The following is a 25,728-nucleotide window of genomic DNA, read 5'->3' on the forward strand; positions in this document are numbered from 1 at the left end:
ACGACTCAGCTGTTTTGTGGCTCAACCCTAGAACGCCCCATCCAAAGCAGGAGGTTTGACCGATAATGGAAGGCGGCATAGGGGAGATAGAATACGGTTTCCTTCTCCATTCTGGATTCCTAACGGCACTACATCTATGGACTCGCTACTAACTCAGCTGCATGAAAATCTAGAAAATCTTGAGAAGAGTCGTGGTGATCGTGTAGAAATTGAAAGCATTAAACGTCTGATTCGCGATCGACTACCGGCGGTTGATACGGCGCGAGTCTTGCCCCATAGGAAAACACCCGCAGGGAAAACTAAGGTATTGCATATGAACTATATGCATAGCGATACCTCGAAAACAACTGAAATAGAGTGTCTACGATTTTTTGCTAAAACCCTGGCTCAACTGGAGTTGCGTCTAGAAATTGTTACGGACGAGGGCTGTCGAGAGGAGATTGAGCGAGAACTCTCACAATCTGTTTATCAAGCCCTGGACTATGGTGTGGTCATCAGTCAGAATCCTGTCTCTAAGTGGGCTGAAGACAGTGTGGAATATTTGCAAAATGGTCAAATGGCGGTGCTGCAACCGTTTGACAATGAACTGCTTGAGTGGGCCATGACCGTGGGGCGAAAAGAACGATGGCAAGGGAAAATGAGTCCGTCCCTGTTGGAGGAGATTTTGCGGGACGATCATTTGTGGATTCTCTTGGGCGTCAGGGTGAATGAATTAAGAACGGGGTTAGAGTTAGAACGTGCCGCCCGGTTGCAAGGGCAGCATGTTGGCCATCTGAGGGCCTATATTGAGGGGGGCAATATGATTACGGGGGAGGATGCCACCGGTCAGCCAATTATTTTGGTGGGAAAGGATGCGATCGCAACCACCGCCCACATGTATCAACTCACCCCTGACGAAGCGAAAACCGTTATCGCTGAAGATTTTGGGTTAGATAGCATTGATCGGGTGATTGCGGTTGAGCAGCCAGGCAAATTTCACCTGGACATGGGCATGCTTTTCCTCGGCCATGGCAAAGTGATTGTCAATGACAGCAAAGCGGCCCTCAACGATGCCGTGGAAATGGCCGAGATGGTCCCGAGTGAAACCATGGCCAAAACGGCCACTAAGCTAACGCTGCAATGCAGTTTAGAAGACGACGCTGCCCAGGACTTACGGTTGGCAGGTCTAGAGGTGCGGCGAGAGAAACTGGAAAACGATGTGTTTTATAACTTCTTCAATGGTGAGTTTGTTCAGGGGGGAGACGGCTTAAACTATTACATTACCAACGGCAGCTTTAAAGATACCCAAGAGACCTTCGAAGCCTTGATGGTCAAGGAACTCCAGGTTGTTGAAAAAGTCTTTTTTAGTCCGCAGCCCGTGGCTCAAAAAAGTCTCCAAGAGCGTGGTGGGGTGGGTTGTCGTCTCAAAGGCTCAAGCCTGTAGTGTTGGTTTCGCCGCGGGTGGGGATAGGGGACTTATGGGTAAGAGCCCTAGAGCAAAAGGCCATAGCGGGCACCTCGAACGCTGACTTGGATTCGATCACTATCGAAGTGTTCCAGTAAGGTGAGCAAAATAAGTAACGCCGGTAAAATAATGTCGGCTCGTCCAGGTTCCATGCCGGGTAAATTTTCTCGCTGCTGCAGCGAACGTTGATTGAGCTGCTGATAGAGGGTTGTGATGGCGGGGCGAGTGAGGGGATACCCATCAATTGCATCAATATCATAGCGTTGTAGTTTTTGAGACAGGGCCGCCAGGGTGGTGGCTGTGCCTCCAGTTAATAGGACCGTTGTTTCAGGCTTGATGGTGGGCAGTTGTTGAAATAGCCCGCCGATTTGCGATCGCAGATACTCAAACTGGTCTGTGGAAATTTGTTGACTTAGTTGATAGCGCTCCTGGACCACCACCGCCCCCAGGGGCACGCTGGTTTGATATTCAATCTTGTCACCTCGGCCATAGACTATTTCAGTACTGCCACCGCCAATGTCAATCACCAAATACGGTGTTTGGTGGTGGATGGACGATAGGGAACTCAACGCCCCTTTAAATGTGTAGTGGGCTTCTTCCGCTGGGCTCAGGATCCGCACATCTAAGTTCAAGCGGTGTTTGATTTGTCCACAAAAATAATCACTATTTTGGGCCCGGCGCAGGGCTGCGGTGCCAAAGCAAATCATCTTGGTTGGGGAAAATGTACGGGCCAGGGCCACGTAGTCGGTTAGCCCAGCCAGGGTGCGGGCCATGGCGGCGTCAGCCAGACATCCCGTGGCGATCAGATTTTCCCCCAGACGGACTGTTTGGGCTCGGTCAATCACCGGTATCAGGGCGGACGGCATGCCCTGCTCCATGGCCGGCGCCGGTGTTGCGATCAGCAACAAAATTGAATTAGTACCAATATCAATGGCGACGACATGGGATGGGGAAGTGGCCATGGCTGTTTCTATCAATCTGTGTTGCTTTGTAAAACAAAATGCAATAAAAGGTAATCGAACTCAATGGAAATGGAGCTGTCGTTGTTAATTGAAGAAAAAATTTAGCTTCTGTGAGAGTCCTTGCTCCTGCTGGTTTGTCTGGGGATGGATGGTGCGCGGGAGCAAAAACAGTGTTAAGGAACTGGGGGCAAACCCGGAGACCGGGGTCAGAATATGGGGGAACTGTAGCCCTTGCGTCTAGAACTTACTCAACACCTACTATGCGTCCGATTCGTACATTTAACGTTACGCCCACCCTGCCTCCGTCGTTAGCGCCGTTGAAGCAGCTAGCGGAGAACATCCACTGGGACTGGGATGGCGGCACTATCGACTTGTTTAAACGCCTTGATCCTGAGCTGTGGGTATCCAGTCGCTACAACCCTATTCTGATGCTCAGCACCATCAGCCAAGATCGATTGCAGGCGGTGGCAGAAGATGGTGGGTTTATTGCCCAAATGAGCCACGCTGTTGAGCGCCTAGAGCAGTATTTGCAGGAGACCTCTTGGTACGACGCCAACCGTCAACAGCCGACGGAAAATGAGTGCTACGCCTATTTCTCCATGGAGTTTGGTTTGACCACTTGTCTGCCTGTGTATTCAGGTGGCTTGGGCGTACTGGCTGGGGATCATCTCAAAACCGCCAGTGATTTAGGTTTGCCCTTGGTGGGTGTGGGCCTGCTTTACCAGGAAGGTTACTTTGCCCAGTACCTGAATGCAGATGGTTGGCAGCAGGAGCGCTATCCCATCAATGATTTTTACAATATGCCCCTGACCCTGGAACGGGATGCCCAAGGGAATGAGTTGCGCATCTCTGTGGACTATCCTGGCCGTAAGGTCTATGCGCGCGTTTGGCGGGTGCAGGTGGGTCGGGTGCCGCTGTATTTGTTAGATACCAACATCGAACCCAACGCCCCTGAGGATCAAGACATTTGCGATCGCCTCTACGGCGGTGACATCGACATGCGGATCCAGCAGGAAATGATGCTGGGGATCGGCGGTGTTCGCATGCTCCAAGCCCTAGCCCTAAAGCCTTCGGCCTATCACCTAAATGAAGGCCACTCCGCCTTTTTGGCCCTAGAGCGCATCCGCATTCTGATGAGCGATCAGAACCTAAGCTTTAGCGAAGCTCAGCAGGTGGCTAAGGCCAGCCAGCTGTTTACCACCCACACCCCTGTTCCCGCCGGTATCGACCTCTTCCCACCCCATAAGGTCTTCCATTACCTAGGGCACTATGCCGCCCACTTCGGCCTATCCCATGAGCATTTTCTTGCGTTGGGTCGCGAAGTCGACAACGACAATGAGTCCTCCTTTAGCATGGCAGTCCTGGCCATTAAGATGGCCTCCTTTGTCAACGGTGTGAGTAAGCTGCACGGGGCCGTATCTCGTAAAATGTTTGGCGGTCTGTGGCCCCATTTGCCAGTGAATGAGGTGCCCATTACCTCCATCACCAATGGCGTCCATGCCCGTAGCTGTGTGTCTCGCTCCACCCAAGAACTCTACGACCGCTACCTAGGCCCCACTTGGGATAGTGCCGATGCCAACGATCCCCTATGGGATAAGGTGAATGCCATTCCCGATGAAGAAATTTGGCGCAACCATGAGAGCTGCCGCTCCCATTTGGTCATGTCCGTTCGCGATCGCTTGTACAAAGCGGTTAAAGAGCGCGGCGGCTCCCACCTAGAAATGGAGCGTGCCCAAGAAGTCCTAGACCCCAGCATTTTGACCATCGGCTTTGCCCGTCGGTTTGCCACCTATAAGCGCGCCACCTTGTTCCTGCGCGATGTAGAGCGCCTACGCAAGATTGTTGAAAATTCCCTTGGCCGTCGCGTACAGTTTGTGATCGCCGGTAAGGCCCACCCCAAGGATATTCCTGGTAAAGAGCTGATCCGCAATATTATTCACTTCACCCGCGATGAAGGATTGGATCGCTCCATTGTATTTGTGCCCAACTACGATATCCACGTGGCTCGTTGGATGGTTTCGGGCTGTGATGTGTGGTTGAACAATCCTCGCCGCCCCCGCGAAGCCTCTGGCACCAGCGGCATGAAGGCCGCCATGAACGGTTTGCCTAACCTCAGTGTTCTAGATGGTTGGTGGGATGAAGCCGACTACTCCAAAACCGGTTGGCCCATTGGTTCTGGAGAAGACTACGAGGACCAGGAGTACCAGGACGAAGTGGAAGCCAACGATCTCTATGAGCTGCTAGAGAACGAAGTGGTGCCCCTGTTCTACGATCGCAATGACCACGGTATTCCCCGGGGTTGGGTGGCCAAAATGAAGGCCGCTATCCGGTTGAATACCCCCGCCTTCAACACGGCGCGCATGCTGCAAGAATATGCCACCCTGGGCTACTTTGCTGCGTCCGATCGCGGTCAGCGACTAATGGCTGAAGGCTATGCGCCAGCTAAGGCGTTGTCCAATTGGCAGTCGGAACTACACCACCACTGGCAGCACATCTCCATCGGCGAAATTTACCTCTCCCACGATATGGAGCTGCAGGTGAATGAGCCCCTCCAGGTCACGGCTCGGATTCATTTGGGCCATTTGCAGGCGTCCGATGTCTTGGTCGAGTTCTATCAAGGTGGCATTGACATTGATGGCGAGCTCCAAGGTGGTCAGGCAACATCCATGGTTTACCGTGGCCAAGACCCTGATGGTAGTAGCCTCTACAACCTAAATGTGGCCTATAGCCACAGCGGTCTCCAAGGGTTCTCATTGCGGGTATTGCCCCAACACGAGCATTTGAGTAGCCCCTATGCTACTCGTCTAGTGCTGTGGGCGGATCCCGATAATGTCCGCATTGTCATTGGCCATGTGGAGTCTCCCTCCTTGGCCCAAGTTGGCGCTTAAAGACTAAATCCATGGGCTTAACCCTTTAGGGGTAGCCCCATAGCCTGCTTGTAACTAACCCACCGATGGGAACCTGGCCTCAGGTTTTTGTCGGTGGGTTAGTCATAGGGGGCTGTTGTTGTCGCTGTAGCGCGGTTTTTTCCACGGTTAATCTTTTGCCGGTGGGGTTGGCCCCGTGAGCCATCCCTCAATGGTGTGCAAGATAGCCTGGCTAAGGGCGCCATAGTCGTACCCTCCTTCCAGGCCAAACAACATTTTGGGGGCGATGGTTTTACACAGTTGGGTAAAGGCGCCATAGTCTGCTGGCATCAGGTTTACGCTAGCCAGCGGGTCGGCGGCCGTGGCATCGTATCCGGCACTGACGATTAGCAGGTCTGGTTCAAACCCAGTCAAAAACGGCAGCGCTTGCTGTTCGAATCGGGCCTGATACTCCTTAAACCCACTGCCGGGCACCATGGGAATGTTGCAGACGTTGTTGTGGCTGCCGGTTTCTGCGGCACTGCCCGTGCCTGGATAGGCGGGCATTTGGTGCAAAGAACAGTAGGCAATGTGGCGATGGGCACCCACCAGTTGTTGGGTGCCGTTACCGTGGTGCACGTCCCAGTCGAGAATGGCCACTCGATTAATTTCGGGCTGGGCTAGGGCATAGTGGGCGGCAATGGCGGCATTGCTAAGTAGGCAAAACCCCATGCCCTGGCCGTATTCAGCATGGTGTCCCGGGGGGCGGGCCAAGATAAAGGCCGATGTGTGATGATGGCCCACCACGTGGTCAATGCCGTCTAGCCAGGCGGCGGTAGCCAGGAGGGCAATGTCGTAGCTGGCGGCGGAGACGGGGGTATCACCATCCAGATGTCCGCCCCCCCGCTGGGCGATGCGTTTTAGCGTTAGCACATAGGCCGGATCGTGGACGGCGTTGATGTGCTCTAGGGGATTGCGATCGCAGGGTTCCACCCACTCCAGACTGGCTGCCAGGGCATGGTTTTTCAAAGTATCCACCACGGCTTGTAACCGACCTGCATTTTCCGGATGGCCCAGGCCCGTGTCATGGTCCAAAAACCGCTCAGAATAAATCATCCGAAACGGCGGCTGTTTCGATGCCGTGGAAGACACCATGATTTTTCTCTCCAGAGTCTTTAAAGAGTCGAGTCAACAGATCTTTTCAAAGGCCTTGTCAGCCCCCAATTGTTCCAAACCCCAAACCCATTTTCATCATCCTAAACGATCACGGCTAAACCCCTTTATTTAATAGGGTTACAGCTCCCCCCAGGAATAGCAATTCTGTGCTAGAATTTTACCCGTTCTCAGTGTAAAAATTTGCCGGGAAAAGCTGTCTTAGCGGTTTCGTTTATTAGGCTCTCAGAGGTTAATAAAAAAGCCCCCTGATAGCTCGTCAATTTGACCCAATTCCCGGTTGTTTGGAGTCTCCTTTTTGTATGAGTAACCCCCAAGACCGGATTGTATCCACCGATTTGCGCAACGAGATGTCACGCTCCTACCTAGAGTACGCCATGAGCGTAATCGTAGGGCGAGCCTTGCCAGACGCGCGAGACGGTCTCAAGCCAGTGCATCGACGCATTCTCTACGCCATGCACGAACTGGGGTTGACTGCAGACAGACCCTTCCGAAAGTGCGCCCGTGTTGTGGGTGAAGTGCTCGGTAAATATCATCCCCACGGAGACACCGCCGTGTACGATGCCCTGGTGCGCATGGCCCAGGACTTTTCCATGCGTTCGCCCCTGATCAATGGCCATGGCAACTTTGGCTCCATCGACAACGATCCGCCCGCCGCCATGCGATATACAGAGTCGCGGCTACATGCCCTGACCTCAGGCGCGCTGTTGCAAGATATCGAGTCGGAAACCGTAGACTTTGCCGACAACTTTGACGGTTCTCAGCAGGAACCCACCGTACTGCCTGCCCGCATTCCCCAGCTGTTGCTCAATGGCTCTTCGGGCATTGCCGTGGGCATGGCCACCAATATCCCTCCCCACAACCTGGGTGAACTGGTGGATGGTGTGATTGCGCTGATTCAAAATCCTGAAATTACCAGTCAGGAGCTGATGATGCAGCACATCCACGGTCCTGACTTTCCCACCGGAGCCCTAATTGTTGGCAGCAATGGTATTCGGGATGCCTATCTCACCGGTCGGGGGTCGGTGACCATGCGCGGGGTGGCCTCCATTGAAACCCTAGAATATACGGGGCGTCCCGATCGCGAAGCAATTATTATCACCGAACTGCCCTATCAAACCAACAAGGCGGGGCTGATTGAGAAAATTGCCGACATGGTCAACGATCGCCGTTTGGATGGTATTTCCGACATCCGGGATGAGAGCGATCGCGATGGCATGCGCGTCGTCATAGAACTCAAGCGAGACGCCTATCCCAAGGTGGTGCTCAACAATCTCTACAAGCAGACACCCCTACAGAACAACTTTGGCGTCAACATGCTGGCGCTGGTAAATGGCGAGCCCCAGCTCTTAACCCTGCGACAGTTCTTAGACGTCTTTTTAGAGTTTCGGGTAGAGACCATCACCCGCCGCACCCGTTACGAATTGCGTAAGGCAGAAGAGCGAGACCATATTCTCCAGGGATATCTCATTGCCCTAGACAATTTGGACGCGGTCATTGCCCTGATTCGCAATGCCCCCGATGTGGGCGCTGCCAAGCAGGAGCTGATGGAGTCCTATGAGCTATCCTCCGCCCAGGCCGATGCCATTTTGCAGATGCAGCTGCGACGGCTAACGGCATTAGAGGCAGACAAAATACAACACGAGCACGAAGCTCTCCAGGCAAAAATTACTGACCTGCGCGATATTTTGGCGCGTCGTGAACGAATTTTAGCCATTATCCAAGAGGAGCTAATCCAGCTCCGCGACCTCCATGCCAACGAGCGCCGCACAATCATTGAAGCGGCGGAAGATGAGCTCACCGATATCTCTCTCATCGCCAATGAGCAGGTAGTTATCTTGGTGACCGAGCAGGGTTACATCAAACGCATGCCCGTGTCCACCTTTGAGGCCCAAAACCGGGCCACCCGAGGTAAATCGGGCACCCGCATGAAAGATGACGATGCCATTGAGCATTTCATCACCTGCTGTACCCACGATCATGTCTTGTTCTTTACCGATCGAGGGGTGGCCTATACCCTGCGGGCCTACCAAATTCCAGAAGGGTCGCGGGTGTCGCGGGGAAATCCCATTGTGCAGATGCTGCCCATCCCTCGGGAAGAGAAGGTGACCTCTGTGCTAGGGGTGCAAGAATTTTCGGAAGATGTCTACCTGGTGATGCTCACCCAGGGGGGCTTTATTAAGAAGACGGCGCTGTCAGCGTTTAGTAACATTCGGGCCAACGGTCTAATTGCGATTTCCCTAGGAGAGGGCGATCAGCTTCGCTGGGTGCGATTGGCTCGGGCAGAAGACAGCATCATTATTGGCTCTCTCCACGGCATGACCATTCACTTTAGGGCCGACAATAATCAGCTGCGTCCCCTGGGTCGTCCCACCCGTGGCGTCAAGTCGATGTCCCTGCGGGATGGGGATCGCCTGATTAGTATGGATATTCTCGCGGCGACGGTGACCGACCAGGTGGCGGCATCCAGTAATGATGCAGAGGATGAGGATGAGAGTGAGCTGGACGCCGAAGAAGTCATCGGGCCCTGGGTACTGGTCATTGCTGCGGGGGGCCTGGGTAAGCGGGTGCCGGTGGATAATTTCCGCCTCCAAAACCGGGCTGGCATGGGCCTAGTGGGGATGAAATTCCGTAAGGAAAATGATGAGCTGGTGGCTCTACGGGTGGTGAATCCTAACGATGAACTGATGCTGGTGACCCAGCGGGGGATCATTATTCGCCAGTCTGTTGAGGCCATTTCGATTCAGTCGCGGATGGCCACAGGCGTTCAGCTACAGCGGTTGGATGATGACGATTCGATCGCTGCGGTGGCCGTTGTCCCCGAATTAGACATCGACGAGGAAGACTCTTTGGATGAAGAGTCCTCAGCTGAAGACTCTCTGTCCGAAGAGACAGACGCTCCAGGGGCAGAACCCGCAGCCGAGGCGGTCGCCGATGGTGGTGAAGATGTTGCGGCTGCACCAGAGGCTGAGGCAGATGTTGCGACAGAGACTGCGGCAGACGCCGAGACAGAGGCAGAGGCACCAGATACCGAGACTGAGGCAGAGGCCCCAGATACCGACGATTAACGGCCTGTATCAAACTGCTAAGACATTGTTACTAATCTGGTAGCAATATTTCCTAAAAATCAGCTGATTAATGCTTGACAAGTGCGGAAAATCGTGAATTTTCCGCACTTGTACCTATGAATACAGGGTATTTGTTACAAAGTCTGCTATTAGTAAGACTCTCACAGAAAAAAATTGGTATTAAGCGGTACTCTATTGGCAGCATGCCTGTAATTAGGGTTGTACCGTTCTAGGTACGTGCAGATGTTCAGTAGGCATAGATAGAAAAATGACTCAATTCCACGGGGTAATTGGGTTTGGATGGCTAGGGTTGGACCCAGGTGCTAACCTTGCCGTTGCAAACACATCCTCGATTACACAGTTCACAGATAGCATCGGCAGTCAGTTGGGTAATTTCTTACCTGGACTGCTGGCTGCCTTTTTGCTGCTGATTGTGGGTCTCATCGTCGCCACAATCGCTAAGGCCTTTGCCAAGTTTGTGCTCAATAAAACAAACCTGGACAATCAGCTGGCTGCTAAGGCCGGTATTGGTGAAGAAGTACCCATCGAGAATACTATCGGCAGTATTGTGTTCTGGGTGGTCATGCTCTTCTTCTTGATCGCCATCTTGAATGCCCTCAAGTTGGACGCGGTTTCGCAGCCCATCAGTGGTTTACTGCAAACCGTTTTTGAGTACGTTCCTCGCTTAGCCGGTGCTGGCGTCATCCTGTTTGTTACTTGGGTGATTGCTAAGATCGCTAAGTCCGCCGTTATAAACGGTTTGGGCCGTTTCAACCTAGATCAGCGTTTGTCTGAGCAAACGGGCGTTGACGGTGAAGGAAATTCGTTCCAGGTAAATGACACCCTTGGTAATGTCATTTACTGGTTTATTTTCTTGCTGGCACTGCCGCTAGTTCTCAGTGCACTACAGCTACCTGGTCTATTGGGCCCTGTGGAAGAGCTACTCAATGAGTTCCTCTCTGCAATTCCTCAGATCATCACAGCGGCTGTTGTGTTTGGTATTGGCTGGCTAGTGGCTAACATTGTCAAAGGCATTGTTACTAACCTGCTGGCAGCCACTGGTGTAGATAACTTTGGCAGCCGCTTTGGTATGTCCACTCGCGCTGGTGACGGTCTGTCCGTTTCCACCCTAGTGGGCACGTTGGTCTTTACCCTGATCATCATTCCGGTCGCTATTGCAGCCCTAAATGAGCTAAATATTGAAGCCATTTCGGTTCCTGCCGTAGCCATGCTGGAAGATGTGATGGCTAAGATCCCCCAGGTGCTCTCAGCTGGTGTGGTGCTAACTGTCTTCTACTTCATTGGTCAGTTCGTTTCTGAACTAGTGGTGGGTCTGCTGTCCGGTGTTGGCTTTGACAACATCACTAGCATCTTGGGTTTGCCCGAGCTGACTGGGCCTGAAACCGAGACCTTCTTGGCTGAAGGTGAGCCCATGCCCGCTGTGGACTCTCCCAGCAAAACACCGTCTGAAATTGTCGGTTTGATGGTGCTGGTAGGCATCATTCTGTTTGGTGCTGTCACCGCTACTGAAATTCTTGACTTCCCTGTTCTAACTCAGATTGTTAAGAACATCATGGCTGTTTCAGTACGGGTACTGAGCGGCGTGGTCGTCTTCGCCATTGGTCTCTATGCGGCTAACTTGGCCTTCCGTTTGATCAACGGCATGGGCATGTCGTCTTCCAATACCTTGGCTCAAACTGCACGTATTACCATCATTGCTTTTGTGGGTGCCATGGCTCTGCAGCAGATGGGTGTAGCGACTAGCATTGTCAATTTGGCCTTTGGTCTCTTGTTGGGGGCTATTGCCGTGGCAATTGCGATCGCATTTGGTCTGGGTGGTCGTGACGTGGCTGCCGATAACCTGCGTGAGTGGGTGGATCACCTAAAGAACTAACCTGGTTAGCTGGCATCGTCATTAGCTAAGCCAAGTGCTATGGGAACCCGATATGCGTCTACCGTGACAAAATCAAGGTTTTAGATAGGCAATGGCTTTAGTTATCGCCAGATAATAGTTACCCCGGAGTCTTACATTACAACCCGCAAACAGAGCTCATCCCTGGGCTCCGTTTGCGGGTTGTCCAATTCATAGGGGGGATCTGACGTCACGATTTTATTTTTTTAAGTAAGGTAAAGATAGTCTGGAAAAATACATCACACCTAGGCGTTTATACCTTAAAGTCTCACGGAGGCATTCCCATGGATAGCAACGAACTTGCACAGTATATTGAAGCCACTGACGGCATTAGTAAACCATGGCTACTAATACAGCTGCGGCTCAAGAAACTACAGGAACGTCGCCATGAGCTATCGCCGGATGATTACGCCCAACAGGTAGCCGATATTCACTCCGATTTAATGAAATTGGGGGAATGGTGGGTTGGCCAAGAAAAAAATGTTTTTTAGAACAGATGTGCCCATTGATACCTATTGGCCATAGGCACAGTTTAATCAGTACATAAGTAGTGACATTGAGGGTGGGAAACAGCAGCATGCTGGATAAAGACGCTGACCAAACGGCTAGCAACACTGCTTTAGATAAGGCCGCCCCAGGGCAGTCAAACGCTATGGACATTGATCTAGCGTCACCGAAGTACTACATCAGTCGCGAGTTAAGCTGGCTGTCGTTCAATGAGCGTGTTCTCCATGAAGCCCTCGATCCGCGGACTCCAATGCTTGAGCGGCTAAAGTTTTTAGCCATTTTTAGCAGCAACCTCGATGAATTTTTTATGGTGCGGGTGGCGGGCATCAAAAAGCAAATCGAGGCCAAGGTCAATCGTCGCACCGCCGATGGTCGCACTCCCCCCGATCATCTACAGGCCATCGGTCAAAAATTGAGGCCCACCTTTGCCAAACAGCAGGACTGTTTTCTGCAAGTCATTAACCAGCTGCGCTCCCATGGCATTCATCTGCTGGACTATGACGAGCTCAATAGCAAACAGGTCACCTACCTGCAAACCTATTTTGAAGAACAAATCTTTCCGGTGCTGACGCCCCTGGCGGTGGATCCTGGCCATCCCTTTCCATACATTTCCAACCTCAGCTTGAACCTGGCGGTGGTGGTGCGAGAGACCGATTCCGAAGAAACCCACTTTGCCCGGATCAAGGTGCCCAAAGTGTTGCCTCGATTCATCCAGCTGCCCAAATCCTTGCAGCCTGAGAATACCGTGTGGGCTGCGGTTCCGTTAGAACAGGTGATTGGCACAAATCTCCCATTTCTCTTTCCAGGCATGGTGGTGGAAGACTACTACACCTTTCGCATTACCCGCAATGCCGATCTCTCCGTGGAGGAGGACGATGCCGATGACCTGATGTTGGCCCTAGAGCAAGAACTACGCAAACGTCGGCTGGGGGGCTCTTTGGTGCGCATAGAGCTGCAAGCAAACACGTCCGCTGACGTGCGTGAAACCTTGCTCTCGGAGATGGACCTGACGGAGGATGATATCTATGAGGTTACCGGTCTCATTGGCTTAGCGGACCTGATAACGTTGATGGGGCTGCCCCTACCGGAGCTCAAAGATCCCGACTGGGCCGCCATCATCCCCTCCCCGTGGCATGGCATCAACCGGGATGATGCCGAAGGCGAAGGGGATGATGTATTTTCTATTATTCGTCGTCGAGATCGCTTAGTACACCATCCCTACATTTCGTTTGCCGCCACGGTGCAACAATTCATTACCCAGGCGGCGGCCGATCCCGATGTGCTCACCATCAAAATGACCCTCTACCGCACATCGGGCGATTCTCCCATTATCAACGCGCTTATTTCCGCAGCAGAAAATGGCAAACAGGTCGTTGCCTTAGTGGAGCTCAAGGCGCGCTTTGACGAAGAAAACAATATTAATTGGGCTCGTACCCTTGAAAAAGCAGGGGTACACGTGGTCTATGGCCTCATTGGTTTAAAGACCCACACAAAAGTTTCCCTAGTGGTGCGTAAGGAGCACGACGGCATTCGCCGCTACGTTCACATTGGCACCGGCAACTACAATCCAAAAACGGCGCGTCTTTACACCGATTTGGGGTTACTTAGCTGCCGGGAAGAACTGGGGGCTGACCTCACCGACCTGTTCAACTATTTAACCGGCTATTCTCGGCAAAAGGCGTATCGTCAGCTCCTGATTGCTCCCATCACCCTCCGGGAGCGCATGCTGGCCTTAATTCACCAAGAGATCACCTATGGTGCCGAGGGGCGCATTATCGCCAAGATGAATTCCTTAGTGGATCCCGGCATTATCCAAGCTCTGTACCAAGCATCCCAGGCAGGCGTGAGCATTGATCTGATCATTCGCGGCATTTGCTGCCTCACCCCTGGGGTAGAAGGGGTGAGTGAGAATATCCGCGTCATTAGTATTATTGGCCGTTTCTTAGAACATTCCCGTATTTTCTACTTCCACAACGGCGGCAACGAGCAGTTTTACATTGGCAGTGCCGATTGGATGCCCCGCAACTTAGATCGGCGGGTGGAGGCAGTCGTGCCCATTGTCGCCCCCCACTTGCAACGAGAATTAACCGAACTTTTAGAGATTTGTCTGACGGATAATCGTCAAGCCTGGCTGATGCAGTCCGACGGCACGTATATCCAGTGCCAGCCTGTTGCGGATGAACCCATCAACAGTACGCATCAGCGTCTCATGCAGCGGACTAAGGGTGCGAACGCGTATTAGATTGGTCCGGATTGATTTGTATCACACCTGTCAGGTTAGGGGTACCGTAAGGTTTCCTGTAAGTCTTAGCGTTTAGATTAACGCGGCCCCAATCGATAACCACATTGATTATGACGTAACGAACTATTTTGTTGCGGCGAACTAATTCATACTTTCTAGGGAAAATCCGGATCTTATTCGTATAGTTTCATCTGCTAGAAAAGTACTAGAAAGTAATCAATTTATAAGCTGAATTGCTGAGAAATATCCAATAAGAATACTAGGTTGATGGTCAAACCCCCTGTTATAAATGATTCAAGCCCTTACGTAGGCCCGAAACAGGCCTCCTGGAGTAAGCGGCTGATGTGGCAAATGTGCAAATACTTGAGCGTAACTGCCGTTGGCTTCCTATTTAAGTCGGAGGGAACCATGGCATAATTGAAATCACGAGTTACGTACATATCCGGAAAGTGCATCAGTTGATACATGAAACTTTAAAATTTCGTTTGTGTAAACTAGCAGCACTCCAGATATAAATTTTCGACCAGTTTTAATCGAAAAACTTGCACCTTTAAAGTAATTGATTGAAATTGGTCAATATAGCTAAGCAAACAAATGGCATCGGCTCAAACTCTTTTTTTCTATTAAATTTAGTCAAAAAGAAATGTGGGCTGAAATGTAATTTACTTTGCTCGGGCAGTTTAGGATTTAGGGTCAATTTGGGTGTGTCTAGTCAGTTGTTAATACTTCCCATCTTTTATTTATATCAAGAGAGTACGGAGCAATTAGCCTGTGCATAATTGCTTGGTTTGATGGTTTGGGAGAAGAATCAGTCTCGATATCAATGTTGTATCGAGTAGGTCTCTTTATTCCCTGATATATCGTTGCTCTATCTGATTCTTATAATTTCAAATACTGTTCTTTGGCCGGGACTTCTCTCATGGTTTTAGCAGGCACCATTACTCAAAAATCTCTACATCCCCTTACCTTGCTAGCGCAGCTAGTAGGACGTCAAATTAGCGGCGAACTAGTGGTCGTTTCCAACGATGTTCGCTGGTCTTTATGGCTGCAACGGGGCAAACTTTTATTCGCAACGAGTTCCCAAAACGGCTTTGATGCCCTCAGATTCGAAGCCCGCCAGTTATTCCCTGAGGTAATTACTGATCTAGTTCTGGCGCAGCTACAGCTTTATCATCGTCAATACGTTCATCAAGGTGATGCCCTAACGGCCGATCACCGTTCCATTCGCTGGTTAGTGGAACAAGAGCATATTACCTTTGACCAGGCTGGACAACTGGTGCGTGCGTTGGCGGTTACGACAGTAACCTCGCTGCTGCGGGTGACCAAAGGCAGCTACGAGGTCAATAACTTTAGCAATATTTTTGATCATCCGATCTTTTGTACCCTGGACATTCGGGCTCTGGTCGAGGAATGCCATCAGCAGTCGGAATCGATTGCCCCTCGCCGCAATGAGACAGCGCCTCAGGAGTCTGCGATGCCTAGCGATGTGGTCAGTACTCCTAGCCTTGACGACATCGTCAATCCTGGTAACGATATCAAGTCGCTGCTGCAAAAAGCTTCGACGAATCCGTTTGAGTCGCCTCTAGATTCAATTGGTAACGAGTCTACGGCCTCTACTGCGGTTGCCAAACCCGGTGCGGCTCCGTCTTATCAGCTAGTGTGCATTGACTCCGATAATCAGTTTATCCAGGAGTTACGCGGATACTTAGAGGATACGGTTTTTTCCATTACCTCTGTGGATGATGTGGCAACGGCGGTGGCTGACTTGGCCAAATGCCACCCTGACCTAATTTTGCTGACGACGGCAATGGAAGGTCTAGATGGATTTGACCTATGCTCCCATCTGCATCGCCATCCCCAATATAAGGATGTGCCCATCATCCTGCTATCCCAGCGTTCCGGCATCATTGGTCGGATTCGAGCTAAGTTGGCGGGGGCTTCCTTCTTTATTTCTAAGCCAGTTAACCGCACTAAGCTCATGGTTAAGCTGTTCACGCTACTGGTTTAAACAGATTGCATCATTGGGTTGTAGCTACAACCCAACGGTCAGCCTAGTATTTTGGACCAATGCGGCTATGCTTTTCATAGGTGCTCCAGCTGGCCATGGTGTCTGGGCTTAGCCGATTTTGAGGCATAATCGGCTCAATTGAGTGGAAGTGGTTATAGTCGATTACGGATCCTCCGGCCTCGTTGGTGGAAATGATATCGACAAATTTATGGTTCCAGTAAATGTCGTAGGCACTGAAAGAATGCCGGGCATGGATGGTTTGGGATAGGGTTTCGTCTAGGCCCGTCAGCGTGACAATAATTTCTGCTCGGCATTCGCGTAGGGTTTCTGGGGTTTCGCCATAAAATGGGCTATCGCTGGTGAGGCGGTGCATGGCGGTCCAGGACAGACTAAAGACGGGAGTGTGGGACCGCACCAGGGGTAAATCGTGAAACCGCCGAATGTGTTCGCCTTCTTCGGTGATTTCATCCCGCACTAGGGTGACCCATAGTTGGGCTTCTAACATATAGTTGCGGCGTTCGTTAGCGGTGCGAAACATGAGTGTTGGGACACCGTTAAAGGGGGCGATGACGGCAACCCGGCTGTAAAGAATGCGAGCGGTGGGCAGGGAGAAGCGGGCAAATACCAGTCCCGTGGTTACGGCGGTAAAAAATATCCCAAAAATGGATTCGATTACCACCAATGAGTGCGTGTAAGTGCTGGTGGGATACATGGCACCGTAGCCGATGGATGCCATGGTTTGGACGCTAAAGAAAAATAGGTCTTGAAAATGTCCGGTGCGCATATTTGCGATCGCACTTGCATCAAAACCATAGGCCAGGGCAAACAGGCCATTAACCAGTAGATAGCAGCCGCTGACCAGGCCCACAAAGGCAGGCCAGGAAATGGTCAGCAAAATATGATAAAGATCGCCCCAGTAGGAATGGGTGACACCGAGCCGTTCAATATTGGGATAACGCTGTTCGCGATATAGCAGTAAGCGCCTCGAGGCACGACGGAGACGAGGTTTCAGCATATATATAATCGTTCTAGGCAGGGGTTAGGAAATTGGAATTAACGCCGGGATATAAACGGGCTCAATAAAAAGGCTGTATAGGGTAAACCAGCAGGATGAAACAACATTGACCCTAGGTACACATAAAAGACGACCTAATGCCATGGCTATCAACGGTTGAACAAGGCCTTGGCACTAGCTTTTGGAACACTTCAAACGTTAGGAACAACAGAGCTTTTATTAAGAGCAAATCTGATAAGTTACAAAATCTAAAGCTTTGTTTCCGCTTATTGTAGCTAAAAGCGATGAACTTCTTCGGTTGAGCAGGCAGTTTATTATTTACTGCCACAATTGAAGGCTTCGCTAGTGAGGTCATCGACTATGGTTACAATTTTTACCAAGATTTCGGCCAAACCTTATGGGTAAGCCTTCTGTGTGTTGGTTATCTATTCGCCTGTAGTAGATTGGCGATTCATGTTTCCCGTTTCATAAAGGCAGTATCAAAAGGACTATTCCCTTGATGCTGCCTTTATGAAGGCCATACGATTTGCGTAATGTTATTGATGTGCTGTAAGAACAGATATATTTTTCCCGGAGATGATTTAATTTAAAAAGAGGGTCATATCCGTAATTTCACTCAAGCACGGTGTTGTATCTGATAAATTTCATCATCGTTAAACAATTTATATGAATATCACGAAGCTCGGAATTGGTACTTACCTCCAACTGCCATATTTTTTAAGGAGAGTCAGCCTGATAGCAGGTATCTGGTTGTTTGCCGGTTTGCCTGTCTTAGCTAATGCCCCACTTCGTTTTAGTCAACCTATTCTCATTGCTCAGGGAAACCTGTTAGATGTCAGTTTGAGATTGGGTTCTAGTGGTACACGGGTACTTGAGTTGCAGCGAGCTTTAGGTGGATTGAGGTTGCTATCCACCAATGAGATTGATGGTATTTATGGAGAGCAAACCAAGCATGCTGTGCGTCAGTTTCAGCGTATTCGTCGTCTTGACGTAACAGGTGTTGCCGATGCTGAAACACTACAAGAATTGGGAATTGACCCATCAATTGCATTACCTGTATTAGTGCACCCCATCCATGGAGGGATCAGTACCGACCGTTTGGTATATGGGAGTAGATCTGAAGACGTTCTTACGCTGAAGTATGTGCTCAATAGCTTTGGCTTTACATTAGTTGAAAATCAAACATACGGTCGACAAACTTTTGAAGCTGTTCAGGTGTATCAGGCTACAGCTGAGTTACCTCAGACTGGCACAGCTGATCGTGATACTTTGCTTCATATGGGATTTCGACCCAGTGATGAGGCGCTAGAAGTACTTGAAATTTCACAGGGAGATTCTAATTCTGAAGTGCCTGAAAGTCGTTATGTTGCGGCGATCATGGCAGGGCCTTCTCAAATTATCCAAGTTCGACGAGAGTTTCCAGAGGCAACGGTTGTGAGGGATGATCGTCGTGGTGAATATATTAGTCTGGGCCAATTTGAAGAGCACTCTACAGCTAAGGACTGGGTAGACAAAGCAAGAAACGAATTTAGATATGAAGCTCAGGTTTTGTGGGACTAGTGCTAACTGAATACTCAAGACTGCTTGAAAGTTCAAGTAAGTAATTCAGTTTCAGTTAATGCGGCTTATCAAACATTCGTTAAGATACACGCCATTTAGCTAAGTTCATATATCCTTAGCTAAGTTCAACAGCGTTACATCAGTGTTTTGACATGTTTAAGTTGCTGGCAGTCACTTTTGCTGGAAGTGTAGTTCTTCTCGGGAGTTTACCCAGCTATGCTCAAAATTGGCTAACTCCACCAAATCCTCCTTTACCTAGCCCTAGCAGTATTCCTCCATCAGCTCCTGGCCCTTCTCTAAGACAGGGAGATTCTGGAGATGCTGTGGCAGCATTACAAGAGGCGCTGTCCATTAATGGGTTTGACCCAGGCCCCATCGATGGTTCCTATGGCCCCCTGACTCGGGATGCTGTGGCAGATTTTCAGCGTGTTTATGATCTAGATGAAACCGGTGTGGCTGGACCCGACACATTAGATGTTTTGGGACTGTATAACACCGGAGACACGGTGGTTGCTAACCCGCCTGGTGGTTCTTCGGGGCGGCGTTCCTCTTCGCCCTATGTCGCTGCAATTACGGAATCTAGCCGAAAGCTGCCGCAGGTGCAGCAGGTGTTTGGCAATGCGTCCATCGATTCTGCACGTCCAGGGCGATTTATTAACATTGGTCGCTACAGCAGCTATTCAGCAGCCTCAGATCGAGTGCGTGAAGCCCGTCGTTTTGGGTTTGACGCTCGCATTCTCTATCAGCGTCGATGAGCTCGACCAGCGTCGATGAGCTCGACCGGGCTGCTGAAAGCTTAATCAATAATGCCCAGTGCATTCCCTATGTTGGGAATAGATTGGCAGTTTTGAATATAGCTGTAGTACACTTCCTGGGCTTTGCTGAGGTCTAGGTTCAGCCCGAGGTTAGTTCCCAGGTGAATTAACCGCGTAATGCCCTGGATTGTGGTGGAGTTAATGGCCATGACACAATCTAGGGGGGAACTTTCTGGGGTGCTGCGTAATACCTGGCGCAAGGCTTGCAAAATCAGGTTTTCTAGCAAAGTCGCCGCTGTCGGTAAATTGAGGTGGCAGCGTAGGTGGTTGGCTTCAATGGCGATCCCTTCTAGCTCACCCAGATAGCCGGTGCTGATGGAGAGAATATTGTCGTCGATCTCACTTAGGTCTTGTTCTAGCTGCCGTAATACATCCATAATCCTCTGACTGAGGGTGATTTCGGCGGCTACTTGGAGTTCCCGGGGCACATCCATCTGCTCGCGATGGAACGTCATTAGAACGCCGTAGTTCTCTCGATAAACTTGGTGATATAGCTGCTTTAGTTGATGCAGGGTGTTTTGGCTCAGCAGTTGCATAATCTGCTGTCGCTCTTCGCTGAATAACTGCTGCAGGTTAAAGGTGTGCTCGCCAAATTGGGCCTGAATGGTGTCAATGGTGTGGACCATGCTGCCTTGGCCAAAGGCTTGAAGTACGGCTTCTTTGGCCCGGGAGTAGGCCAAGCGGTTTTTGAATGGCTGAATGCCGCAAATAAATTCTTGCCCCCCCAGGTGACATACGGCAAAGGTGTAGTTGGCTTTGACCTGGGTGATCTCTGAAACCACGGTGACCTGCCCTAGGGCTAGGGTGAGTGCCCCCATGGTTTGCTTTTGATAATCTTTGTGGGTGATGGTATTGCAGTATAGGTGCTGTTCTCGATGGTGATGGTGGAACAGCGAAGACATGGCATAGTGGGCCACGACTTGTTCTATGCTAATCTGGGCGCTTTTTACCTGGTGATGGTAGACGCCAGCTCCATTTTTGAACTGGGGAATATTGCTGGGGGCCAGGGATAGTTTGGCGATAAAGTCCGCTTCTAGGGATTCTCCACAGATTTCTTCGGCGAGTTCGATGGCCCGGGCGGCGTAGCGTAAAATCTGGGTGCCTTCGGGGCGGGAAATTTCCTCGAAAAACCAACCACAGCTGGTGTACATCAGCATGGCATGGCGCTGCATTTCCAGTAGACAAAGGGCATCGGTCCTTTCTATGGAGGTGAGTTCGTGGTGCTGATGTTGGTTGAAAAACTGTTCGATGGTGCGTGGGTTGCGATCGCAAATCACATCGATATAGCTATTCCTCGCGGCCCAGGGATCTTTAAATAGCTCTTCCCCAGTTACCTCATAGATTTCAGTTAACTCATCCCGCAGCCAGTCTAGGGCATCGCGTAACGGCGCCCGCCATTTTTGGTGCCACTCGCCACCGCCGCCGCAGCCGCAGTCATTTTTCCAGCGCTCCACACCGTGGGCACAGCTCCAAGCCGTTACGGGCTTTAGTTCCAGCTCCCAGGTTGGCGGAAATAGATTCAAATAGTTAGCGTAGCTAACGATGTGCCAGCCGCGATCGCTAAACTCATGATTTAGTGCATAGGCGAGGGCGCGTTCTGCTCCACCGCGATGGTGGCCAAAGGTTTCGCCATCGGTGGCGACGGAGATCAGCTGCGCCTCTTGTCGATCCCCCCGAATAGCCTGACTAAGTCGATCTGCAAAGGATTGGGAGGATTCCAATAAATTGCTAAAGCCCATATCTCCAGAGATCGGCCCGTCGTAGACAAAAATGTCGATATAGTCGTTTCCGTTGGGAAGACCTGGCACAAAACACCGGTAGGGTCGGGTGGGATCAATCTGTCCACCGCCCACTTCATGCCATTCTTCTGGGCTATCTCCCTGGCGCACCATCGGTCGGCAGCGTTTTACCTGGGAAGGGGCCACGATGGTGAATTTAATGCCTTCTTGGATCAATACCCGGAGGGTGGCCTGGTCAATGGCGGTTTCCGCCAGCCAAATGCCTTCGGGATCGCGGTTAAATCGTTTACGAAAATCGGCAATACCCCAGCGGACCTGGGTGATTTTGTCCCGTTCATTCGCCAGGGGCAAAATCATGTGGTTGTAGACCTGGGCGATGGCGTTGCCGTGGCCATTGTTGCGATCGCAGCTGCGCTTATCGGCTTCTAAAATACGTCGATAGGTTTCAATATCGTGGCGTGCCAGCCAACTCATCAACGTTGGGCCAATATTAAAACTAATAGACTCATAGTTGTTGATGATTTTGACCACCTGGCCCTGGTGATCCATAATGCGCGCGAACGCATTGGGGCGATAAGACTCCTTAAGAATGCGCTCATTCCAGTCATGGTAAGGGGCGGCACTGGGTTGCCGTTCCACAGCTTCTAGGGAAGGGTTCTCCCGAGGCGGCTGATAAAAGTGTCCATGGACACAGACATATACCTCAGACGATTTCGCATCTGAAACATTTATCTCAGACAACGACATCGACTCCTGGGAGCCTGATGTCGCCACAGAATGGAAATTAACCATGTTTTGTGACACTTTGCTGTGGGTAAAGAATGCGGTAAGCGCGGCGATTAGGTATGACTCTTCACCATTCCAGTGGGGTGAAGGGCACTGCCATTAAACCAATCGACGTGAAGCCGTGACGGAGTCAGTTTCCAACCATTGGATCAATTCATTTCATTGACTCAACCGTACTCTAACTGACTTAGAGTTTCTTTTCTGGAGATGTTACGTTTCGCAAGAGAGTGTTACGTTGCAAAATGTTTTTTGGGTATAAAAGATTTTTAGAAGACTGTTGCTCGGCACCTATTCTAATCCTCGCAACAGTCTCTAGTATTTTGGGCAAACGTTGACATAACCTGCGTTGGCCCAAATCAAAACATGCTTGTAGATGCCTGGGGAGATAGTTTGATTGCCATGGATCTCTGCGGTCCTGGATGCCATGGCTGAGGCAATGCTAGCAGGTAACAACGCTGGCATTTTGAATCAAGAAATTGGACTTTCAACCTGCAGCGCTGGCAAACGTTAATTTGTTGTTAATCTTTGCCTCGCCCACAGCGCTGATCCCCTTGAAATGCGAGAGCCTAGGAAGCTGCTAAGAATCCATCAGTCTCCCTGGGGCAGTGCTGTGGGCGCTAATGGCGATGGGGGCTGGTAACAGCCGCCAACTCACACTAGATTTACGCCTAGATACGTTTTAGAGAGATAGTTTGCTAGGCGCTTAAAGTTATTGCGCACAGCCGGACGTACCCTTTCCTCTGTATTAATACCTAGGAGAGCGGAAAACTCTTGATCGGACAGGGTGCCGCTTTGCTGTCGGTTAAATGCATCAATGACCGTGAGTAGATCATTGTTCGAGAACCGATAGCCCATGGATGCAGCGAGTTCTATCACCTTGGGAGCGCGCTGGCTAAGGGCAAGAGACTCTTCGGGATCAAGGTTGACACTGGAGCTAATATCGCCGTCGCCACAGCCTAGCAGTGACTCTAGTTTGAGTTGTAAGTCTGTATTGTCAGCGGTTTTCTGCATAAATTGCAGTACAGCGTTTTTAGTCATGGTGAAGTCTTAGGGTAGGTTATTCAATGGTTTTAATGAAATGCCCCAGGCCATTAAGACCCTATGGGTTTATTCATACCCCTAGCTATAACAACTCTCGCCTCAAGCTAACGTTAACAAAAACAGAAATTTTACGTAATTCCTGGCACTGTTCATGCCCAGCCTGGATTAGAGGGGCAAGCTTGCCATACTTTTCAGGTGATTGTTGGGTATTCCGCACATTTCTTTTGGGATTCTACGTTGGACCTGTTGATCCCGTAAGGCTGGCGGTGTTGGCCGGGGGCGAGGGCCTGGTCCTAGGCATGGCCCGCTGATTTTATTTACTTCGTTTTGCTAAGCCTTTTGTAAAATGTATTTAGCAAACGTTGAGGGGCTAGGAATGGAATGCATCGATTAGTCTAGGTTGCTGCTGGTTGTGGATCGCTATAGTTGGCCCATTAAGGAGTAAAGGGTTTTTGCGCAATCAAACTAGCGTTTCTGCAGACCATGGGCTGAGTCGATCCCATACCAAACCCACTGATAGTAAAGACTTTATTAGAAATATCATGCTTGATCTCGCCGTCCTGGCCGATAAACTTCAAACCGGCGATCTCAAAGATAAAAAGCTATCTTTGGCCGCATTGCGAGATGTGCCTGGGCCCGATGCCGTTAAGCTGATAAAGCTAGTCCTGGATGATGATAATCAGCAGGTGCGTTCCATGGCGATTTTCGCTTTGGGGATCAAGCAAACGGCTGAAAGCTTTCCGCTGCTGGTGAAAATTTTGGAAACAGATCCAGACTATGGTATCCGGGCCGATGCGGCCGGTGCCCTGGGATATTTAGAAGATCCGCGGGCCTTTGAACCCCTGATGCGGTCATTTTATGAGGATACGGACTGGTTGGTGCGCTTTAGTGCCGCTGTTTCCCTCGGCAATCTTAAGGATGCTCGGGCCCACGATGCGCTAATTCAGGCCTTGCATAGTCCGGAGGTGATTTTGCAGCAGGCTGCGATCGCAGCCTTTGGTGAAATTGGTGATATTACGGCCCTGGATGAAATTTTAGCGTTTGCCCAATCCGACGATTGGCTCGTCAGGCAGCGTTTGGCAGAGGCCCTGGGCAACTTGCCGACGAAAAAAAGTGTGTCGGCCCTGCGTTATATGGCGAAAGACCACCATTCTCAGGTGTCGGAGGCGGCCCAGATTTCCTTGGACCGTTTGAACGGAGCTGACTTAGCTGATTGATAAGGTTTTTCGTTTTAGCGCCAAACTTCTATCGGTGTCGCCAATTCAGGCTAAAACAGCATATCTAATTCTTGATAGTCCGGCAGGGTGGTGTCAATTTGTTTGCCCTGGCGAATAATAACGCGATCGCTTTGGGTTCTGGCCACCAGCTCATTTAGGGTGCGGGCCTTAAAGCAAATTAGGTCCGCAGATGTGCCTGGAGTCACTGTGCCCAGGTGGGGGAGACCCATTAAGTTGGCAGGGCGACTGGTTAAACTGCGCGGCCAATGGCCAAACGGTCGATCCAGGTGGCCAATGCGAACGGCTTGTTTAAACACATCCAGGCCATCGTGGTCCCCATAGGCATAGAACGGGTCGCGACAGTTGTCGCTGGCCACCGCCACCGAGATTTCCCGCTGATGGATCTCATGGAGCAGCGTCACCCCTCGATATCTGGGGGTTTGAGTAGGTTGACGATCCTGTAAATAGAGGTTGCAGCTGGGTAAGCTGACAATGCCAATGTTGGCGGCTTTCACCAGGGCCAGGGTGGTCTCTACCGTGTCAGGTGATTGTACCGATAGGCTACAGCAGTGGCCACAGGTGATATCTCCCTGAAAGTCGTGGCGTAGGGCCGCTTCCGCCACATACCGCAGGGTCATATCCTCGGGGTTGAGGCTTTCATCCGTATGGAAATCTAGGTTGAGCCCATAGCGTTTAGCCAGGGTAAATGCCTGATCTAGCTGGTCTACCAGGTGCTCATTCATATAGGCAACCCCCCCCAATACCCCCTGAAATTGTGCAACCAGCTGCGCTAGGGCTTCTGCGGCTGGGGTTAGAAAATACTCCAGGGAAACGAGACACACGGCCTGTAAATGAATGAGATCGCGCCACCGACGTCGTAATTCATCAAATACTTCAAAGTTGATGCGCCCCAGTTCTCCAAAACTGTCGAGGTGGGTGCGAATGGCTTGGGTGCCATGGGCATAGCTGCATTTGAGCCCAAACTCCATGCGGTGCAATAGTTCCTCGTGGTTCCAATGGTGATGGTCTTGGTACACACTGTTGAGGGCCCCCATAAAGGTGCCGTCTGGGTTGGGCGAGCGGGGCCAAGTATGGCCTTTATCTAAATGGGTATGCATATCCACAAAACAGGGCCAAATCAGGCCTTGGCCTAGATTAATTTTGGGCCTGTCTGGGGGAGGTGTTGTGCTGAGATCCGTAATGCTAGAAATTACCCCTGCTTTAATTTCTACATTGACCTCCACTAAGTCTTCTTGGTGCGGAAATCTCTGCAGCGATGAGATCGGTGGGAGGGTGGTTTCCTGGGTGAGAAAGCAGCTGGGGATGCGGCCATTGGTGAGCCAGTAGTGGCGCTCATCGGGGACCCTGACAAAGCTATTGATCATTTTTTCTG

The 25,728-nt window shown here is 50.9% G+C and carries 16 protein-coding genes; 10 read left to right on the forward strand and 6 right to left on the reverse strand.

Going from position 1 to position 25,728, the window contains the following annotated elements; translation table 11 throughout:
- Positions 1-136 precede the first annotated feature (136 nt).
- Positions 137-1,423 carry a hypothetical protein gene (locus IXB28_RS05345; protein ID WP_246559620.1) on the forward strand — a complete coding sequence of 429 codons (1,287 nt, stop codon included), beginning with the start codon at positions 137-139 and terminating at the stop codon, positions 1,421-1,423.
- A 47-nt stretch (positions 1,424-1,470) separates the two neighbouring features.
- On the opposite strand, the gene IXB28_RS05350 is transcribed toward IXB28_RS05345, so the two are convergent.
- Positions 1,471-2,406 carry a Ppx/GppA phosphatase family protein gene (locus IXB28_RS05350; protein WP_215617501.1) on the reverse strand — a complete coding sequence of 312 codons (936 nt, stop codon included), beginning with the start codon at positions 2,404-2,406 and terminating at the stop codon, positions 1,471-1,473.
- A gap of 260 nt (positions 2,407-2,666) precedes the next feature.
- On the opposite strand from IXB28_RS05350, the gene glgP reads away from it, so the two are divergent.
- On the forward strand, positions 2,667-5,294 hold the full coding sequence (gene glgP, locus IXB28_RS05355; protein WP_215617502.1) for an alpha-glucan family phosphorylase: 2,628 nt from the start codon (positions 2,667-2,669) through the stop codon (positions 5,292-5,294).
- 147 nt (positions 5,295-5,441) lie between these two features.
- On the opposite strand, the gene IXB28_RS05360 is transcribed toward glgP, so the two are convergent.
- Complete coding sequence (locus IXB28_RS05360; protein ID WP_215617503.1) at positions 5,442-6,407, reverse strand: histone deacetylase family protein; 966 nt, start codon at positions 6,405-6,407, stop codon at positions 5,442-5,444.
- 320 nt (positions 6,408-6,727) lie between these two features.
- On the opposite strand from IXB28_RS05360, the gene gyrA reads away from it, so the two are divergent.
- From gyrA to IXB28_RS05385, 5 genes are all read left to right on the forward strand, one after another.
- Entirely contained in the window at positions 6,728-9,493 is a 2,766-nt protein-coding gene (gyrA, locus tag IXB28_RS05365) for a DNA gyrase subunit A (RefSeq protein WP_215617504.1), read from the forward strand.
- 268 nt (positions 9,494-9,761) lie between these two features.
- Positions 9,762-11,387 carry a mechanosensitive ion channel gene (locus tag IXB28_RS05370; protein ID WP_215617505.1) on the forward strand — a complete coding sequence of 542 codons (1,626 nt, stop codon included), beginning with the start codon at positions 9,762-9,764 and terminating at the stop codon, positions 11,385-11,387.
- A 302-nt stretch (positions 11,388-11,689) separates the two neighbouring features.
- Positions 11,690-11,896, forward strand: a complete 207-nt coding sequence (locus tag IXB28_RS05375) for a hypothetical protein (protein ID WP_215617506.1) — start codon at positions 11,690-11,692, stop codon at positions 11,894-11,896.
- Between the two features lie 86 nt (positions 11,897-11,982).
- Positions 11,983-14,154: a polyphosphate kinase 1 gene (ppk1, locus tag IXB28_RS05380; protein ID WP_215617507.1), complete on the forward strand. Its 2,172-nt coding sequence runs from the start codon at positions 11,983-11,985 to the stop codon at positions 14,152-14,154.
- Positions 14,155-15,073: 919 nt separating this feature from the next.
- Complete coding sequence (locus tag IXB28_RS05385) at positions 15,074-16,162, forward strand: response regulator (RefSeq protein ID WP_215617508.1); 1,089 nt, start codon at positions 15,074-15,076, stop codon at positions 16,160-16,162.
- Positions 16,163-16,205: 43 nt separating this feature from the next.
- Here IXB28_RS05385 and IXB28_RS05390 read toward each other — a convergent pair whose 3' ends face one another.
- Positions 16,206-17,177, reverse strand: coding sequence for an ion channel (locus tag IXB28_RS05390; protein WP_215617509.1), 972 nt, complete (start codon positions 17,175-17,177; stop codon positions 16,206-16,208).
- Positions 17,178-17,843: 666 nt separating this feature from the next.
- Here IXB28_RS05390 and IXB28_RS05395 point away from each other — a divergent pair.
- Both IXB28_RS05395 and IXB28_RS05400 read left to right on the forward strand, forming a co-directional pair.
- Positions 17,844-18,737: a peptidoglycan-binding domain-containing protein gene (locus IXB28_RS05395; protein ID WP_215617510.1), complete on the forward strand. Its 894-nt coding sequence runs from the start codon at positions 17,844-17,846 to the stop codon at positions 18,735-18,737.
- A 323-nt stretch (positions 18,738-19,060) separates the two neighbouring features.
- Complete coding sequence (locus IXB28_RS05400; protein ID WP_215617511.1) at positions 19,061-19,492, forward strand: peptidoglycan-binding domain-containing protein; 432 nt, start codon at positions 19,061-19,063, stop codon at positions 19,490-19,492.
- A gap of 41 nt (positions 19,493-19,533) precedes the next feature.
- Here IXB28_RS05400 and IXB28_RS05405 read toward each other — a convergent pair whose 3' ends face one another.
- Positions 19,534-22,083: a DUF3536 domain-containing protein gene (locus IXB28_RS05405; RefSeq protein ID WP_215617512.1), complete on the reverse strand. Its 2,550-nt coding sequence runs from the start codon at positions 22,081-22,083 to the stop codon at positions 19,534-19,536.
- A 645-nt stretch (positions 22,084-22,728) separates the two neighbouring features.
- Positions 22,729-23,115 carry a hypothetical protein gene (locus tag IXB28_RS05410; protein WP_215617513.1) on the reverse strand — a complete coding sequence of 129 codons (387 nt, stop codon included), beginning with the start codon at positions 23,113-23,115 and terminating at the stop codon, positions 22,729-22,731.
- Positions 23,116-23,660: 545 nt separating this feature from the next.
- Here IXB28_RS05410 and IXB28_RS05415 point away from each other — a divergent pair.
- The gene (locus IXB28_RS05415) at positions 23,661-24,335 is read left to right on the forward strand and encodes a HEAT repeat domain-containing protein (RefSeq protein WP_215617514.1); all 675 of its coding nucleotides are present in this window, start codon (positions 23,661-23,663) and stop codon (positions 24,333-24,335) included.
- Positions 24,336-24,385: 50 nt separating this feature from the next.
- Here IXB28_RS05415 and IXB28_RS05420 read toward each other — a convergent pair whose 3' ends face one another.
- Entirely contained in the window at positions 24,386-25,720 is a 1,335-nt protein-coding gene (locus IXB28_RS05420; protein WP_215617515.1) for a cytosine deaminase, read from the reverse strand.
- Positions 25,721-25,728 lie beyond the last annotated feature (8 nt).

It is taken from the genome of Leptothoe kymatousa TAU-MAC 1615 (genome assembly GCF_018739865.1).
In the GTDB taxonomy this organism is placed as follows: domain Bacteria; phylum Cyanobacteriota; class Cyanobacteriia; order Phormidesmidales; family Phormidesmidaceae; genus Leptothoe; species Leptothoe kymatousa.

Coding starts and splice junctions, on each gene's coding strand:
- IXB28_RS05345 (WP_246559620.1), top strand. CDS start 137: ATGGACTCGCTACTAACTCAGCTGCATGAAAATCTAGAAAATCTTGAG.
- IXB28_RS05350 (WP_215617501.1), bottom strand. CDS start 2,406: ATGGCCACTTCCCCATCCCATGTCGTCGCCATTGATATTGGTACTAAT.
- glgP (WP_215617502.1), top strand. CDS start 2,667: ATGCGTCCGATTCGTACATTTAACGTTACGCCCACCCTGCCTCCGTCG.
- IXB28_RS05360 (WP_215617503.1), bottom strand. CDS start 6,407: ATGGTGTCTTCCACGGCATCGAAACAGCCGCCGTTTCGGATGATTTAT.
- gyrA (WP_215617504.1), top strand. CDS start 6,728: ATGAGTAACCCCCAAGACCGGATTGTATCCACCGATTTGCGCAACGAG.
- IXB28_RS05370 (WP_215617505.1), top strand. CDS start 9,762: ATGACTCAATTCCACGGGGTAATTGGGTTTGGATGGCTAGGGTTGGAC.
- IXB28_RS05375 (WP_215617506.1), top strand. CDS start 11,690: ATGGATAGCAACGAACTTGCACAGTATATTGAAGCCACTGACGGCATT.
- ppk1 (WP_215617507.1), top strand. CDS start 11,983: ATGCTGGATAAAGACGCTGACCAAACGGCTAGCAACACTGCTTTAGAT.
- IXB28_RS05385 (WP_215617508.1), top strand. CDS start 15,074: ATGGTTTTAGCAGGCACCATTACTCAAAAATCTCTACATCCCCTTACC.
- IXB28_RS05390 (WP_215617509.1), bottom strand. CDS start 17,177: ATGCTGAAACCTCGTCTCCGTCGTGCCTCGAGGCGCTTACTGCTATAT.
- IXB28_RS05395 (WP_215617510.1), top strand. CDS start 17,844: ATGAATATCACGAAGCTCGGAATTGGTACTTACCTCCAACTGCCATAT.
- IXB28_RS05405 (WP_215617512.1), bottom strand. CDS start 22,083: ATGGTTAATTTCCATTCTGTGGCGACATCAGGCTCCCAGGAGTCGATG.
- IXB28_RS05410 (WP_215617513.1), bottom strand. CDS start 23,115: ATGACTAAAAACGCTGTACTGCAATTTATGCAGAAAACCGCTGACAAT.
- IXB28_RS05415 (WP_215617514.1), top strand. CDS start 23,661: ATGCTTGATCTCGCCGTCCTGGCCGATAAACTTCAAACCGGCGATCTC.
- IXB28_RS05420 (WP_215617515.1), bottom strand. CDS start 25,720: ATGATCAATAGCTTTGTCAGGGTCCCCGATGAGCGCCACTACTGGCTC.